This window comes from Micrococcus sp. 140720015-1 (assembly GCF_053627595.1).
Map to the genome: position 1 here is coordinate 173,067 of NZ_JBSEYC010000005.1, position 15,657 is coordinate 188,723.

Annotated in this window: 13 protein-coding genes and 1 tRNA gene; 13 read left to right on the forward strand and 1 reads right to left on the reverse strand. The window is 73.6% G+C overall.

What is annotated here, in order from left to right; translation table 11 throughout:
* Positions 1-23 precede the first annotated feature (23 nt).
* From ACUXPL_RS09925 to lepB, 5 genes are all read left to right on the forward strand, one after another.
* The gene (locus ACUXPL_RS09925) at positions 24-1,517 is read left to right on the forward strand and encodes a sugar transferase (RefSeq protein ID WP_454183568.1); all 1,494 of its coding nucleotides are present in this window, start codon (positions 24-26) and stop codon (positions 1,515-1,517) included.
* A 64-nt stretch (positions 1,518-1,581) separates the two neighbouring features.
* A tRNA-Gln gene (locus ACUXPL_RS09930) sits at positions 1,582-1,653 on the forward strand.
* Between the two features lie 37 nt (positions 1,654-1,690).
* Positions 1,691-3,184: a bifunctional UDP-N-acetylglucosamine diphosphorylase/glucosamine-1-phosphate N-acetyltransferase GlmU gene (glmU, locus tag ACUXPL_RS09935; RefSeq protein ID WP_454183570.1), complete on the forward strand. Its 1,494-nt coding sequence runs from the start codon at positions 1,691-1,693 to the stop codon at positions 3,182-3,184.
* A gap of 118 nt (positions 3,185-3,302) precedes the next feature.
* Complete coding sequence (locus tag ACUXPL_RS09940; RefSeq protein WP_020627447.1) at positions 3,303-4,283, forward strand: ribose-phosphate diphosphokinase; 981 nt, start codon at positions 3,303-3,305, stop codon at positions 4,281-4,283.
* A gap of 2 nt (positions 4,284-4,285) precedes the next feature.
* Positions 4,286-5,038 (forward strand): signal peptidase I, encoded by a 753-nt coding sequence (lepB, locus tag ACUXPL_RS09945; protein WP_454183572.1) that lies wholly within the window; start codon positions 4,286-4,288, stop codon positions 5,036-5,038.
* 51 nt (positions 5,039-5,089) lie between these two features.
* Here the strand turns inward: lepB and ACUXPL_RS09950 are convergent, their stop codons facing one another.
* The gene (locus ACUXPL_RS09950) at positions 5,090-6,214 is read right to left on the reverse strand and encodes a PqqD family peptide modification chaperone (protein ID WP_454183574.1); all 1,125 of its coding nucleotides are present in this window, start codon (positions 6,212-6,214) and stop codon (positions 5,090-5,092) included.
* A 169-nt stretch (positions 6,215-6,383) separates the two neighbouring features.
* On the opposite strand from ACUXPL_RS09950, the gene ACUXPL_RS09955 reads away from it, so the two are divergent.
* From ACUXPL_RS09955 to ACUXPL_RS09990, 8 genes are read left to right on the forward strand one after another with little or no spacing between them, the layout of a single operon-like run.
* A complete protein-coding gene (locus ACUXPL_RS09955) occupies positions 6,384-7,307 on the forward strand; it encodes a glycosyltransferase family 2 protein (protein WP_454183576.1) in 924 nt (307 codons plus the stop codon).
* Positions 7,304-8,365, forward strand: a complete 1,062-nt coding sequence (locus tag ACUXPL_RS09960; protein ID WP_454183578.1) for a CgeB family protein — start codon at positions 7,304-7,306, stop codon at positions 8,363-8,365. Before ACUXPL_RS09955 ends, ACUXPL_RS09960 begins: the two co-directional genes overlap by 4 nt.
* On the forward strand, positions 8,362-9,483 hold the full coding sequence (locus ACUXPL_RS09965; protein ID WP_454183580.1) for an RNA-binding protein: 1,122 nt from the start codon (positions 8,362-8,364) through the stop codon (positions 9,481-9,483). Before ACUXPL_RS09960 ends, ACUXPL_RS09965 begins: the two co-directional genes overlap by 4 nt.
* Positions 9,480-10,271, forward strand: coding sequence for an acylneuraminate cytidylyltransferase family protein (locus ACUXPL_RS09970; RefSeq protein WP_454183582.1), 792 nt, complete (start codon positions 9,480-9,482; stop codon positions 10,269-10,271). Before ACUXPL_RS09965 ends, ACUXPL_RS09970 begins: the two co-directional genes overlap by 4 nt.
* On the forward strand, positions 10,268-12,511 hold the full coding sequence (locus tag ACUXPL_RS09975; RefSeq protein ID WP_454183584.1) for an N-acetylneuraminate synthase family protein: 2,244 nt from the start codon (positions 10,268-10,270) through the stop codon (positions 12,509-12,511). The genes ACUXPL_RS09970 and ACUXPL_RS09975 overlap by 4 nt, the downstream gene beginning before the upstream one ends.
* Positions 12,502-13,638 (forward strand): glycosyltransferase family 4 protein, encoded by a 1,137-nt coding sequence (locus tag ACUXPL_RS09980; RefSeq protein WP_454183586.1) that lies wholly within the window; start codon positions 12,502-12,504, stop codon positions 13,636-13,638. The genes ACUXPL_RS09975 and ACUXPL_RS09980 overlap by 10 nt, the downstream gene beginning before the upstream one ends.
* Positions 13,635-14,672, forward strand: a complete 1,038-nt coding sequence (locus tag ACUXPL_RS09985) for a glycosyltransferase family 4 protein (protein ID WP_454183588.1) — start codon at positions 13,635-13,637, stop codon at positions 14,670-14,672. Before ACUXPL_RS09980 ends, ACUXPL_RS09985 begins: the two co-directional genes overlap by 4 nt.
* A gap of 16 nt (positions 14,673-14,688) precedes the next feature.
* Positions 14,689-15,651: a glycosyltransferase family 2 protein gene (locus tag ACUXPL_RS09990; protein WP_454183590.1), complete on the forward strand. Its 963-nt coding sequence runs from the start codon at positions 14,689-14,691 to the stop codon at positions 15,649-15,651.
* Positions 15,652-15,657 lie beyond the last annotated feature (6 nt).

The following is a 15,657-nucleotide window of genomic DNA, read 5'->3' on the forward strand; positions in this document are numbered from 1 at the left end:
GCGTCAGGACGGAGGAGCAGAGCGTGTTCGCGAGCCCCGGTGACGAGTCGACCACGCTTCGCATGGGCTCGACCGCCCGCGGTCGTGTCCTGGGCCGGCCCTGGGAGCGAGGCCTTCCGCTGCTCGTCCTGGTCGTGGACGTGGTCGCGGTCCTGCTCGCCACCTTCGTCTCGGCCCAGCTCCGCTTCGGCGGACCGCGGCGCATCACCCTCCCCGGCACCGGACTCGTCGACTACAGCGTCATCAGCCTCGCCCTGAGCGCGGCGTGGGTGCTCGCGCTGAGCATCCAGGGCTCGCGGGACATTCGGATCCTGGGGGTGGGCAGCGAGGAGTACAAGCGGGTCCTGCAGGGCACCCTCTACCTCTTCGGCACCGTCGCGATCCTCGCCTATGCGGCAGGTCTCGAAGTGGCGCGCGGCTACGTGGGCCTGGCTCTGCCGCTGGGCGTGCTCCTGCTCCTGCTGGGCCGGTTCCTCGTGCGCGGGTGGGTGGCGCGGCAGCGCCACCACGGCAGGTTCCGGCGGCGGCTCCTGCTCGTCGGCGGCCCGAAGGCGGTCCGGCACATCTTCCAGACCCTCGACTCCGAGGCCGGCGCCGGCTATGCCCCCGTGGCGGCGGCTCTCCCCGGATACAAGGCCCGGCAGGAGGACTACCTCCCGATACCGGTCTCCACGGACCTGGACACCGTGGAGGACGTGGTCGCCCTCGTGGAGGTGCGCGACGTCGAAGCCGTGGTGATCACCTCGGGCCACTCGTTCGTCCCCGGGGACGTCCGCCGCCTGGGCTGGGAGCTGCAGGAGCGCGGCGTCTCCCTGATCATGGCGCCCGCCCTCGTGGACGTCGCCGGACCCCGCCTCCACACGCAGCCCCTCGCGGGTCTGCCGCTCATCCACCTCTCCACCCCGCGCCTCTCCGAGGGCAAGGCGTTCGCCAAGCGGGCGTTCGACGTCGTCGCGTCGGGTCTGGGCCTGATCGCCATCTCGCCGCTGCTGATCGCCGTCGCGATCGCGGTCAAGGCCACGGACGGCGGGCCGGTGCTGTTCCGGCAGGAGCGGATCGGTCTCGGCGGCAGGCCGTTCACCATGCTCAAGTTCCGTTCGATGGTGGTGGACGCCGAGGAGATCCGGCAGCGGCTCGTCTCGGACGGCGGGGATGCGGACGTCCTGTTCAAGATGAAGGACGACCCGCGCATCACCCGGGTCGGCAAGCTCATCCGCCGCACCAGCATCGACGAGCTGCCCCAGCTCGTGAACGTGCTGCGGGGGGACATGTCCCTCGTGGGCCCGCGGCCCCACCTGCCGCACGAGGTCGAGGCCTACGAGCAGTACGTGCACCGCCGCTTCCTGGTGCAGCCCGGCATCACGGGCCTGTGGCAGGTCTCCGGCCGGTCCGACCTCCCGTGGGAGGAGGCGGTCCGCCTGGACCTCTACTACGTGGAGAACTGGTCCATCCTGGGCGACCTCGTGATCCTGGGGCGGACCGTCAAGGCCGTGATCGCCGCCGACGGCGCCTATTGACCCCGGATCCGCGCGACCTGTGTGGAAGAATGGGGCGTCGTCGCCGCCCCCTGGGGTCCGGCGCTCCGCCCTGGTGTAATGGCAGCACGCCGGCCTTTGGAGCCGTGCGGTCTAGGTTCGAATCCTAGGGGCGGAACCCCCGTCCTCTGACCCCCATCGGTGCAGGAGCCCCCATGTCCCAGCCGTCCGCCCGTCCCTCCGCCGTGATCGTCCTGGCCGCGGGCCAGGGCACTCGCATGAAGTCGACGACGCCGAAGATCATGCACGCGATCGGGGGGCGCTCCCTCGTGGGCCACGCGCTCGCGGCGGCCTGGTCACTCGCGCCGGAGCACCTCGTGGCCGTGGTCCGGCACGAGCGGGCCCGCGTGGCCGAGCACATCGAGACGGTGGCGGCCCAGCTGGGCATCGACGCGCTGGCGATCGCCGACCAGGACGACGTGCCGGGCACCGGCCGCGCCGTCGAGCTGGGCCTGGCCGCCCTGCCCGCGGACCTCGAGGGCACCGTCGTGGTGACCTACGGCGACGTCCCGCTGCTGACCCCGGAGACCCTCGCCCGCCTCGTCGCGGAGCATGAGGCGGACGGCAACGCCGTCACCGTGCTCACCGCCACCCTCGAGGACGCCACGGGCTACGGCCGCATCGTCCGCGACGCCGAGGGCCTCGTGGAGCGGATCATGGAGCACAAGGACGCCCTCGCCCACGCCGAGTCCACGGGGGATGACTCCTTCGTGGCGATCCGCGAGGTCAACTCCGGCATCTACGCCTTCGACGCCGCCCTGCTGCGCCGCACCCTGCCGGAGATCTCCACGGACAACGTGCAGGGTGAGAAGTACCTCACGGACGTGCTCGGCATGGCCCGCGCCGAGGGCGGCCGCGTCGCCTCGGTGGGCACGGACGACGTGTGGGAGGTCGAGGGCGCCAACGACCGCCGTCAGCTCTCCGACCTGGGCCGCCAGCTCAACGACCGCGTGCTGCGCGGCTGGATGAAGGAGGGCGTCACGGTCGTCGACCCGTCCTCCACGTGGGTGGACGTCACCGTCTCCCTCGACTCGGACGTCACGCTCAAGCCCGGCACCCAGCTGCACGGGGCGACGTCGGTGGCCACGGGCGCCGTCGTCGGTCCGGACTCCACGCTCACGGACACGCAGGTGGGGGAGGGCGCCGTGGTGAAGCGCACCGACGCCACGGAGGCCGTGATCGGCGCGGGCGCGACCGTCGGCCCGTTCACCTACCTGCGCCCGGGCACGGTGTTGGGAGAGGGTGGCAAGATCGGCGCGTTCTACGAGACCAAGAACGTGACCGTGGGCCGCGGCGCCAAGCTCTCCCACCTGGGCTACGCCGGGGACGCCGAGATCGGCGAGTACACCAACATCGGCTGCGGCAACATCACTGCCAACTACGACGGCGTCGCCAAGCACCGCACCGTGATCGGCGCGCACGTGCGCACCGGCTCGAACACGGTGTTCACGGCCCCGGTCTCGGTGGGCGACGGCGCCTACACCGGTGCCGGCGCGGTGGTCCGCGACGACGTCCCGGCCGGTGCCCTGGCGCTGAACGCCGTGGCGCAGCGCACCATCGAGGGCTGGGTGCCCGCCAAGCGCCCCGGCAGCACGTCCGCGCAGGCCGCGGAGGCGGCCGGGGCGGCCGTCGCGGACGCCGAGGGCTGATCCCTCGCGCCCTAGGATGGGTGCGAGGACCGGGCCGCCACGGGCGGCCGACGCCGATGCCGGGCGCCCACCGCTGTCGGTCCTGGAACGCGAGACGACGAAGGATGTTGAGGACGTCATGACGGAGCTGAGCCGCAGCGAGGACAAGCGACTGGTGCTGGCCACGGGCCGCGCCCACCCCGAGCTCGCGCAGGAGATCGCCGAGGAGCTGGGCACCGAGCTGCTCCCCATGAGCGCCTACGACTTCGCCAACGGCGAGATCTACGTGCGCTCGGGCGAGTCGGTGCGCGGCAAGGACGTGTTCATCATCCAGTCGCACCCGGCGCCGCTGAACAACCACCTCATGGAGCAGCTGATCATGGTGGACTCCATGAAACGCGCCTCCGCCCGCCGCATCACGGTGGTCTCGCCGTTCTACCCGTACGCCCGCCAGGACAAGAAGGGCCGCGGCCGCGAGCCGATCTCGGCCCGCCTCGTGGCGGACCTGTACAAGACCGCCGGCGCCTCCCGCGTGATGAGCGTGGACCTGCACACCGCCCAGATCCAGGGCTTCTTCGACGGCCCGGTGGACCACCTGTTCGCCATCCCGCTGCTGGCGGACCACATCCGCTCCAGCGTGGAGGGCGAGGAGGTCACGGTCGTCTCCCCGGACACCGGCCGCGTGCGCGTGGCGGAGCAGTGGGCGGACCGCCTGGGCGGCGTGCCGCTGGGCTTCGTGCACAAGAGCCGGGACCTCACCGTTCCGAACAAGGCCGAGTCCAAGACCGTGGTCGGGGACGTCGAGGGCCGCGTCTGCGTGCTGATCGACGACATGATCGACACCGGCGGCACGATCGCCGGCGCCGTGCAGATCCTCAAGGACGCCGGCGCGAAGGACGTCATCATCGCCGCCACGCACGCGGTGTTCTCGGACCCGGCCGCCCAGCGGCTCGGCGAGTGCGGTGCCCGCGAGGTCGTGGTGACCAACACCCTGCCCATCCCGGAGGAGAAGCGCTTCGAGACCCTCACCGTGCTCTCGATCGCCCCGCTGATCGCCCGCGCGATCCGCGAGGTCTTCGAGGACGGCTCGGTCACCAGCCTCTTCGACGGCGTCGCCTGACCATGGCCGAGCGCGTCGAGCCGGCCCACGGGGACGACGGCGACGGCGAGGCGGGCGCCGCGCCGCAGCCTCGCCGTCCGCGCCTGCCGTTCTGGGCCTCCCTGCTGGTGAACGTGGTGGTGGCCATCGCGGTCGTCGCCGTGGTGCAGGCCCTGTGGGTGAAGGTGTACTCGGTGCCGTCCGGCTCGATGGAGAACACCCTCGAGGTGGGGGACCGCATGCTGGTCAACCGCACCGCCTATCCGGACGGGATGGCCGACTCCCAGGACGTGGTGGTCTTCACGGCGAACGAGGACTGGGCGGCCCCCGCGTCGTCGGAGGGGGCCGTGGAGAACGCCGTCCGCACGTTCGGCGACCTCACCGGCATCGGCCGCTCGCACGAGCAGGCGCTGGTCAAGCGCGTGGTCGGCACCGCGGGGCAGACCGTGGAGTGCTGCACCGCCGAGGGTGCCGTGACGGTGGACGGGGAGCCCCTGGACGAGCCGTACATCCACAACGACCTGCCGTTCATCCGGGACGAGCTGGACTGCGAGTCCGAGGTGATGTCCGCGCGCTGCTTCGGCCCGGTCACCGTGCCGGAGGACTCGATGCTCGTGCTCGGCGACCACCGCTCGAACTCGGCCGACTCCGTGATCGCGTGCCGCGGCATCCCCGCCGACCAGGCCGGGGACTGCGCCCGCTTCGTCACCCGCGAGGACATCGTCGGCGAGGTCTTCGTGACCGTCTGGCCGCCCACGCACTGGGGCGGGCACTGATCTCCTGACGGCGGGCGGGGCGCCCTAGGCGCCGGCCGCCTCCGGGCCGGCTCAGCCGGTCGTGGCCAGCTGCGCGGTGATCAGTGCGTCCATCGCCTCCCGCACCCGGGCCTCGGCGTCCTCGGGCACGGGCCCTTCGGCGCGGAGATGGGCCACCACGTCGGCGGCCGTCCGCGGCTCGTCCAGCAGGAGCCAGACGGTCGGGCCCACACCATCGAGCACGACCAGCCGTTCGGAGACGAGCAGGACCAGGCGGCCGCTGTCGGTCAGGATGCCGTCGTCGACGGCGCAACGGGCCACCGCGCCCGGGCCCGCCGCACCGGCCGAGGCCCGCAGCTCCTCGCCGGTGAGCGCCTCCCAGGCGGGGGTGACGGACGCGGGCGGGGCCGCCAGCAGGTCGTCGACGACGCCCCGCAGGTCATCGGCTTCGGCGTAGACCAGGCGTTGGGCGCCGCCGACCGCGTCGAGGACGCGGCAGAGCGTCACGAGACCGCGGGGGAGCCGGGCGAGGGAGGACGTCTGGGGGACGAGCGCCTCGAGCGCCGCCACGAGTTCCATGGCCTCCGCCCGCGGCGTCACCGGGCCTGCCGGATCCCGCACGCGGTCGAGCACGGCGATCCGGGCCAGCCGGGCGTCGGGAAGGGTCGGACCGAGACCCAGGTCGTCCGGGCCTCGCTGGGTCTTCGGCCGCGCCCCCCGTGACCCCAGCACGGACAGCGGCTTGGGGTACGGGGTGACGGCCAGGCCGTCCGGGGCGATGATCGCCGTCTCGTCGGTGAGGTAGGCGAAATGGGGTCCCAGCCGGTGCGTGGCCGTCGTCTTGCCCGTCCCGGACGCCGCCACCAGGACCATCGCCGCCCCGGTGTCCGGTGCGGCGAGGCACGCGGCATGGAACAGCAGGTGGGTGCCGCGGGCGGACTCGATCGCCCGTGAGGTCGCCAGGAACACCAGGTCCTCGTGCCACTGGAGCCACGGACGCGCGGCGTCGGCGTCGCGGTGCGCATCCGCGCGGGCCGGCGGCTCCACGGCCTCCACACCGCATCGGGCCCAGGACTCGACGACCTCCGCCCGCTCGTCTCCCGTGAGGCCGCTGACCGTCACGGCATCGAGACCGGTGCCGATGCGCAGTGCGGTGGTCTCGCGCATGGCTTCGTCCTCCCCCTGGGTGCCGGGCATGGCTCACCCCTTCCATCCCGTGGCCGTCCGGTCAGTGTACTGAGCACCATGCCGACGCCACGGGGCCGCCCGCCGGCCTGCATGGGTCCTCGCCAGTCCTTCCCTATACTCGACACAGGCTTATCGGGCGCTGGGCGCGCTCTTCATCCGAGCTGAGGGAGGAACCCGCATGGCAGCGCAGTCGCCCACGACGGCCGTGACCGTGGTGATCCCGCACTACGGCGATCCGGCCCCCACCCTCGCGCTCGTCGCCCGCCTGCTGGCCGATCCCGGGGACGCGCTGGCCGCCGTCGTGATCTCGGACGACGCCTCGCCCACCCCGTACCCCGAGGCGCACGATCCGCGTCTGACCGTGGTGCGCCGCGAGCGCAACGGCGGGTTCGGGGCGAACGTGAACACCGGCCTGGCCGCGGTCACCACTGAGCTGGCCCTGGTCCTCAACTCGGACGCCGAGATCACGGGGGCGCAGATCGACGCGCTGGTGGCCGCGGCCGCTCCGTACCAGCCGGCCGTGGTCAGTCCGCAGGTCGTCAACGAGGACGGCACGCCGCAGTGGTCCGGTCGGCACTTCCCCACGGTCCTGCACCAGACCGTCGAGTGGCTGACCCCGCTGGCCCGCTTCCGTCACCTGGACGTGCTCCACGAGGCCGTGGGGCACGACATCGCGGCGGCCCGGTCCGCCTCGCCCGTGGCGGTCGACTGGGTGATGGGCGCCGTGCTGCTCCTGCCGATGGCGCAGGTCCGCGCCGTCGGCGGGTTCGACGAGGAGTACTTCATGAATTCCGAGGAGGTCGACCTGCAGCGCCGCCTACGGGAGCGCGGCGTGCCGTCGATCGTGGTGCCGGCCGTCCGTGTGCCGCACGGGCTGCACGGCTCCTCGGACCCGCTGCGCCGGCGCGGCTGGCTGGTGGACTCCCGCTACCGCTACGCCCGGAAGTTCGGTCACCCCCGGGTCCTCAAGGCCGCGCTCACCGCGGCCACCGGGGCGAACTTCGCCGTGAACGCGCTCCGGCAGGCCCGCGGTGTGGACGTGGACGCCCGCGCCGTGCTCCGGGACGAGCACGCGCTGGTCTGGAAGGGGCGGCGCCGATGAGCGCCACCGGCTACACCGTGCCCGCGCCGTCCGACGCGCGGGGCGGCCGCTCCCCAGAACGGCTGTTCCTCGTCTCGCCGGCGTTCCATGGCTACCACCGCTCCATCGCGGCGGCGTGGGCGGCCCAGGGCTTCGACGTCACGGTGCACTGTTACGACGCCTACGCCACGCTCGGCATGAAGCTGCGGAACAAGGGGCTGCTCGAGCTGCCGCAGAAGGCGGGCGTCGACCGCACGGCCGCGCGGGTCGCCTGGGACACGGGGCGGGCCGTGGCCGCGTTGCGCGAGGCCCGGCCGGATCGCGTGCTCGTGATCAAGGGGGACTCGCTGGGCGAGGACTTCTGGTCCGAGATCCTCGAGGCGGACCTGCCCCGCATGCTCTGGCTGTACGACGACCTCGCGCGGCACGACTACTCGATGGAGTTCCTGCGCTCCGTCGGGCCGGTGCTCAGCTACGCCCGCTCCGAGGCCGAGCTGCTGGCCGGCGAGGGCGTGGACGCCCACTACATGCCCAACGGTTTCGACCCGGCGATGGCGCTGCCCCAGGTGCCGCGGCGCGACGAGCTGGTCTTCGTGGGCTCGCGCTACCCGAACCGCGTGGAGCTGCTCTCGCGCCTGGCCGCGGCCGGGGTGCCGGTGCGCGCCTACGGGCGGCAGTGGAGCCACCACCCGGTGGACCGCCTGCGCACGTGGGAGCTGACCCGGCCGGACCTGCCGGCCGAACGGGACATCCCCCTCGAGGAGGCGTACGCCGTGCAGGCGGCCGCCGCGGGCGCCATCAACATCCACGGCCTGCAGGCCGGCCACGCGATGCGGACCTTCGAGGTGCCCGGCATGGGCGGTCTCCAGCTCGTCGATCGGGCCGACGTGGCCGAGTTCTACCTCCCGGACGAGGAGGTGCTCGTCTTCGAGGACGCGGACCACCTCATCGAGCTGGGCCGCCGGATCGTCGCGGACCCCGCCTGGGGTGCGCGCATCCGGGAGGCCGGCCGCCGCCGGTCGCACGCGGAGCACACGTTCGCGCACCGGGCGGCCATGGCCCAGGGGTGGTGGGCATGACCGACGCGCCCCTCTTCTGGCGCGCCGAGGACCTGCCGCGCTGGCAGGCGTGGCAGCGCGCCCAGTGGCCGCTGACCCGGCGGGCCGCGGACACCGCGCGCTCGACCGTGCGCGGCGTGGTCGGGGCCCTGACACGCCGCCGGCCCACCGGCGACGGCGCTCCCCGCCTGCTCCTGCCGGCGGGGGACGTGCACACCCTCGTCGCCCTCGAGTCCTTCGGCCCCACGCAGCTGGCCGCGCTGGCCTCGCCCGTGGCCGCCCTGGCGACCGCGCGGCCGGAGGTCGCCGCCGGGGTCGGCTGGGTGCTGCCCGCCGGTGACGCACCCGCCCTGCCCGGGGCCGCGGGCCACCGAGAGCACGCCGCCGCCGCCGACGTCCTGAGCGAGCGCCTGTCCGGGCTCCGCCGCGTCCTGGTGGCGGGGGAGTACCTGCCCTCGGGTCGCGCCGCCGTGCGCTGGGCCCGGCAGCGGGGGGCGCGGGTCGGCGTCGTCCAGCACGGGCTGCTGGCCGTGTCCACGCCGCCCGTCCCGCAGGACGCCACCCTGTACGCCTTCACGAGCGCGGACGCGCACTGGTGGACCCAGGGCCGCGCCGATGTGGAGGCCGTCCCGGTGGGCTCGGCACTGCTGGAGCAGGCCCGCCGGACCGCGCCCGCGCTCGCGGGCACCGGGGACGACGGCCCCGGGGTGTTCCTCGGTCAGCTGCACGGCGCCGAGCTGCCCCGCCGGGACTTCGCCGCGGCCGCCGAACAGTACGTGCGGGCCACCGGCGCCGCCTACCGCCCCCACCCGGCCGAACGGGACCGTCTCTCCCGCGGCCAGCACGCGGCCTGGCGCAGGGCCGGCCTGCGGATCGACGACGCCGGGGCGCCTCTCGTCGCCACCCGCGGGCCCGTGGCCGCCGTCTTCTCCACCGGGATCCTCGAGGCAGCCCAGGCCGGCCGGCCCGCGTGGGCCGTCCACCCGGACCCGCCCGCCTGGCTCGAGGGGTTCTGGCGGCGCTACGGCATGACCCGGTGGCGGCCCGGCCGCACCCCGGAGCCCACCCCGCCCCTGGCCTCGCCGACCGCGGACCCCGCGGCCGCGATCGCCGAGCACGTCTGGAAGGAGTCCGCGTGAGCATCCTGTGCGTCATCCCCGTGCGCGGCGGGTCCCGGGGGCTGCCCGGCAAGAACATCCGCCTCCTGGGCGGCCACCCGCTGGTGGCCTGGACCATCCAGGCCGCCCTCGAAGCGGAGGAGGACCTGCACGTGGTGGTCTCCACGGACTCGGCCGAGATCGCCGAGGTCGCCCTCCGCTACGGCGCGGACGTCCCGGGCCTGCGCCCGGCCCACCTGGCCCAGGACTCGACCCCCACCGAGCCCGTGATCGAGCACGTGCTCGCGGCCGAGCGCGCGGCCGGCGTCGAACCCGAGGGCGTGATGCTGCTCCAGGCCACCAGCCCGCTGCGCCTGCCCGGCACCCTGGACCGCGCCGTGCGGCAGTTCCGGGACACGGGGGTGGACTCGCTGGTCGGCGTCGTCCCGGTGTCCCCGTTCCTGTGGCGCCATCCCGAGGATCCCGACGGGGAGCCGATCCCGGACTTCGACGTCACGGCGCGCAAGCGCCGGCAGGACATGACGCGCACCGACCTGCGGTTCCGGGAGAACGGGTCCCTCTACGTGACGCGCCCCTGGGTCTACGACCGGCTGCACAACCGGCTCGGCGGCCGGATCGGCCTGCTGGAGCTCGACGACCTCGAGGGCGTGGACATCGACACCGAGCTCGACTTCGCCCTGGCCGAGCAGCAGATGGACCAGTACCTGGCCGTCCACAAGGTCCTCCAGCACCGCTCCGGCCTCGGTGCCCCGCACACCGCCGAGTCCCCCACCACCGGCCCGAACCGCATCCCCGGAGGCACGCTGTGATCATCGAACGCAGGCTTACCCCCTACCTCGTCTTCCCCGAGGACTCGCTCCTGGTCGCCCTGCAGAAGATGACCGACAACCGCGAGCGCACCGTGTTCGTGGTGGACTCCCACGGCTTCCTCGTCGGCTCCCTGACGGACGGGGACGTGCGCCGCTGGCTCGTGGCGCATCCGGAGGCGTCGCTGGACGTGGCCGCGGCCGACGTCGCCCATCGCGACCCGGCCACGGCGCCCCTGGGCGCCGCCCCGGCCGAGATGCGCGAGGCCCTGCCCACCGGGGCGCTGCACCTTCCGCTGCTGGACGAGCGCGGCCGCCTGACGGCCCTGGCGATCAACCGGGAGGCGGAGCTGCGGATCGGCGGGCACCGGATCGGGGAGGGCCACCCGGCGTTCCTGATCGCCGAGATCGGCAACAACCATCAGGGCGATGTGGACCTGGCCCGCCGTCTCGTGGACCTGGCCGTCGAGGCGGGCGCGGACGCCGTGAAGTTCCAACTGCGGGACATGGACGCCCTGTACCGGCAGTCCGGTGCGGCCACCGCCGGCGAGGACCTGGGCGCGCAGCGCACCCTGGACGAGCTGGCCAAGTTCTCGCTCTCCGCCGAGGACATGGTGCGGGTGTTCGACCACGTCCGGGAGGCCGGCGTCGCCCTGATGTGCACCCCGTGGGACGCCCCGTCCATGCGGGTGCTGCGCGAGTACCCGGTGGACGGCGTGAAGATCGCCTCCGCGGACCTGACGAACCACGGTCTGCTGCGGGACGCGGCCGCCTCCGGCCTGCCGATGGTGCTCTCCACCGGCATGTCCCGGGAGGAGGAGATCCGCGAGGCGGCGGCCCTGGTGCGCTCCTTCGGCGTCCCCTTCGCGATGCTGCACGCCCAGTCCACCTACCCCGCCCCCTACAAGGACGTGAACCTGGCCTACCTGGACCGGCTCGCGGAGATCGCCCAGACGCCGGTGGGCTACTCGGGGCACGAGCGTGGCTTCCACGTGGCCTTGGCCGCGGTGGCCCGGGGCGCCGCGATCATCGAGAAGCACTTCACCGTGGACCGCGGGCTCGAGGGCAACGACCACAAGGTCTCCCTGCTGCCGGAGGAGTTCGCGCAGCTGGTCCGCCAGACGCGGGACATCGAGGAGTCGATCGGCGTCGGGACCGAGCGCGTGGTCTCCACGGGCGAGGCGATGAACCGGATCAACCTGGCCAAGTCCCTGGTGGCGGCCCGTCCGCTGCAGGCCGGCGCCACGATCACCGCCGACGACGTGACCGTGAAGTCCCCGGGCCGCGGCCTGCAGCCCAATGAGCTGCCGCGCCTGGTCGGCCGCACCCTGCACCGCGAGATGGCCGAGGGCGACTTCTTCTTCGCCGGCGACCTCACGGACACGGTGCCCACCGGGCGCCAGTTCCAGTTCCGGCGCCCCTGGGGCCTGCCGGTGCGCTACCACGACGTCGCGGCGCTGACGAAGGACTGCACCCCGGACTTCCTGGAGTTCCACTTCTCCTACAAGGACCTCGAGATCGACATCGACTCGGTGTTCACCGAGCCCATGCCGATGGGCTTCACCACGCACCTGCCGGACATCTTCTCCGGTGACTTCCTCGTGGACCTGGCCAGCGACGACGACGCCGTATGGGAGCGCTCGATCGCCGAGGTGCAGCGCACGATCGACATCACCCGGGACCTGAAGCGCTGGTTCCCGAACGAGGAGGAGCCCATCATGGTCGTCACCATGGGCGGGTTCACCCTGGACCGGCACATCCGCCCGGAGGAGCGGCTGCCGAAGTACGAGCGCATCGCCGAGGCCGTGCAGCGCCTGGACACCTCCGGCATCCGGATCGCCGCGCAGACGCTGCCGCCGTTCCCGTGGCTGATGGGCGGTCAGCAGTACCACAACCTCTTCATGGACCCGGACGACACCGTGGCGTTCGTGGAGGCCACGGGGGTGCCCCTGTGCCTGGACATCTCCCACTCCAAGCTCTCGGCCACGTTCCTGGGGATCCCCTTCTCGGAGATGGTGGAGAAGCTGGCCCCGCACACCATCCACCTGCACCTCGTGGACGCCACCGGTGTGGACGGGGAGGGACCGCAGATCGGCGAGGGCGACGTGGATTGGCCCGTGCTGTGCGAGCAGCTGGACCGCCTGGCCCCCGGGGTGAGCTTCATCCCGGAGATCTGGCAGGGCCACATCAACAACGGCGAGGGCTTCTGGACGGCCCTGGACCGCCTGGAGCAGTGGCTGTGATCCCCGAGGCCGCGACGACCATCCCGGCCCCGCTGACGCTCTGGGTGGTGCCCGTCGCCGACCTCGGCGGCGTGGCGCGGCACGTCCTCGACGTCGCGCGCGTGGGCCTGCCCGGTCTGCGTCTGGCGGTGCTCTGCCCCGAGGGGCCGCTCGCCGAGCGCCTGCGCGAGCAGGGCGCGGCGGTGTTCACCGGGGACGTCGGCCCCGACGCCGGCCTGGCCGCCTCGGTGCGCACGCTCCGCACGGCGGTGCGCACCCTGCGCCCGGCCGCGGTCCACACGCACCTGGCCTACGCCGACCTCGCGGCCTTCACCGCACTGGGCGCGGAGCGGGCCCTGCGGCGGTCCGGTGCACCGGCGCTGCTGAGCACCGAGCACGGGATCGCCCCGGACGACGGGCTGTACAACCGCGCCGCCGCGGCCCGGGTGAAGAACACCGCGCACCGCGGCCGGCTGCGCGGCACGGACCTCGTGATCGCGGTGGCGCAGTCCACCGCGGGCGTGCTCCGACGCAAATGGGGTGCGGGGGCGCCCCTCACCGTGGTGCGCAACGGCGTGGACGTGCCCGCGGTGCGCGCCGCGGCCGCGGGGCAGCGGCGCGCACCGGGGGAGGGGCTGCGGATCCTGTCCCTGTCCCGGCTGGCCCCCGAGAAGAACCTCGACCGGCTGATCGCCGCGTTGCCCGCCCTGCTGGAGCGCGACCCCGGGACGCGGTTGACGATGGCCGGCACCGGGCCGCTCGCGGCAGCGCTGCGCGCCCAGGCCGAGGACCTCGGTGTCGCGGACGCGGTCGACCTGCCCGGCTTCGTGGAGCCGTGGGGCACCATGGCCGAGCATGACGTGCTGGTGCAGCTCTCCGCATGGGAGAACCTCAGCTACACCCTGCTCGACGCCGCGGCCGCCGGCCTGCCCGCCGTCGCCACGGACGTGGGCGGCAACGGGGAGATCCTGCCGCCCGAGCGCCTGGTCCGCGAGACCACTCCGGAGGCCATCGCCGACGCCGTCGTACGCGCCGCCGCCGAGGGCCCGGGCGAGGTGCGCGTGGGCGACGTGGAGACGATGGCCCGGGCGACCGCCGAGGCGACCCTCGAGGTGCTCGGGCGCCGGGTGGGGAAGACCTCGGGATGACCGGACGCATCTGGATCCTGGCGAACCAGGGTGAGGTGGGCGGCGGCGAGGTGATGCTGCACCACCTCGCCACGGCCCTGCGCGAGCTCGGGCGGGACGTGGGCGTCGTGGCCCCGGCGCACCCGGCCGAGACCGCCGATCGCCTCGCCGCGGACGGCTTCGACGTGGTCCGCATGGGTGGGCCCGGACGCGTCGGGTACCTGCGGGTTCTGCGGGCCTGGGACCGTGGCCGAGGCGGGGACGACGTCGCGTGGTGCAACGGGCTGCTGCCCGCCACCGCACTGGCCGGTCGGCGTCGCCGGATCGTGCACCTGCACCAGGTGCCCGAGAAGCCGCTTCTGCGCGTGTTCTCCGCCCTGGCGCGCCCCGGCGCGCTCGCGGTCCTCGTGCCCTCCCGATTCGCCGCGGCTCGCATCCGCGGGGCCCGCGTGCTCCACAACTGGGTCCCGGCCCCCACGGCACCGCAGACACGTCCGGCCCGCGGTGCCGATGAGCCGGTGACCGTGGGCTTCCTCGGACGGCTGTCCGAGGACAAGGGCATCGTCACCCTGCTGGAGGCCGCCGCGCTGCTGCGGAGAACCGACCCGGGGGCGTTCGTGTTCCGCATCGCGGGGGAGAGCCGATTCGTGGCGGAGGACGAGACCGAGCGACTCGCCACCGCCCTGACGGCAGCCGGTGAGGACGTCCAGGTGCTCGGCTGGCAGGACACCGGCGAGTTCCTGACCTCCGTGGACGTGCTGGCCGTGCCGTCGCAGTGGGCCGAGGTCTTCGGCCTGGTGACGGCCGAGGCGATGGCCGCGGGCGTTCCGGTGGTGGCCTCCGATGCGGGAGCTGTTCCCGAAGTGGTCGGCAGCGAGCACCCCTTCGTTTTTCCGCAGCGCGACGCCGCCGCGCTCGCGGACTGCTTGCGGGCCGCGCGCGCAGTCGATCGGGGCGCGGTGGCCCACTCCCAGCGGCGCCGCTGGGAGTCGCTGTTCTCACCCGAGGCCGGCCGCGCCGCCGTCGCCGAGCTCCTGGATGACCTGTCCCTATGACCCCCGCGGAGGACTCATGACCGAGACGCCCCTGACCCCCGAGGCCAGCGTGATCGTCCCCAGCCGGGGCGGCGCCCAGCGGCTGCCGCGCCTGATCGGCGCGCTCGCCGCGCAGCAGGACGCCCCGTCGTTCGAGGTCCACGTGGTCGTGGACGGGGATGTGGACGGGTCGGAGGCGGTGCTCGCGCAGTTGGCCGCGGAACACCCGGGCCTGGACCTGAGCTGGACCGTCTTCGGCGAGAACCGCGGACGGGTCGCCGCGCTCAACGCAGGTGCCGACGCGACGTCCGGCCGCATCCTCATCCGGGCCGACGACGACCTGGAGCCCGGGCCTCACTACATCCGGGACCACGTGGCCGCGCATGACGACGGACCCGGCGGGGCGATCGGACTCTATGTGAACGTGCTGGAGCCCACCCCGTATCAGCGTGCCTACGGTGACGCCCAGGACGTCCTGCACCGCGAACACGCGTATGCACTGCCAGCGGATCGGCAGTGGCGGCACTGGGCGGGCAACGTGTCCGTCCCCCGTGCCCTGCACGAGCAGATCGGCGGCTACGACCCGGACTACCGACAGTACGGGTGGGAGGACATCGACTACGGCTACCGGCTTCACGCGGCAGGCTATCCCGTGGTGATCCGCCCCGAGCTGGAGACGCGGCACCACGCTGCCGCCGTGACGACGCACTCGAAGGCGGTGCGGGCCCTGCACGGCACGGCCGCGCGGAACCTGTTCGTGAGCAAGCACGGGGCGGCACCGCTCGGCACCATCGGTGCTCCGCGAGGCGTGTGGGGTGCTGCCGTGCGCCTGATGGCGTTGGGCACCACCGAAGCCACGCTCATGCGCTCCAGTGCGTTGATCGACGCCGTCGCGGACCACCTGCCCCGGGGGCTCGCCCGTCGACTCATCGCCCTCCAGGTGGAGGGTGCCGCCGAGGCCGGACGTGCCCGCCCCCACCGCGCGCAGCGGGCCATCTGAGGGGAC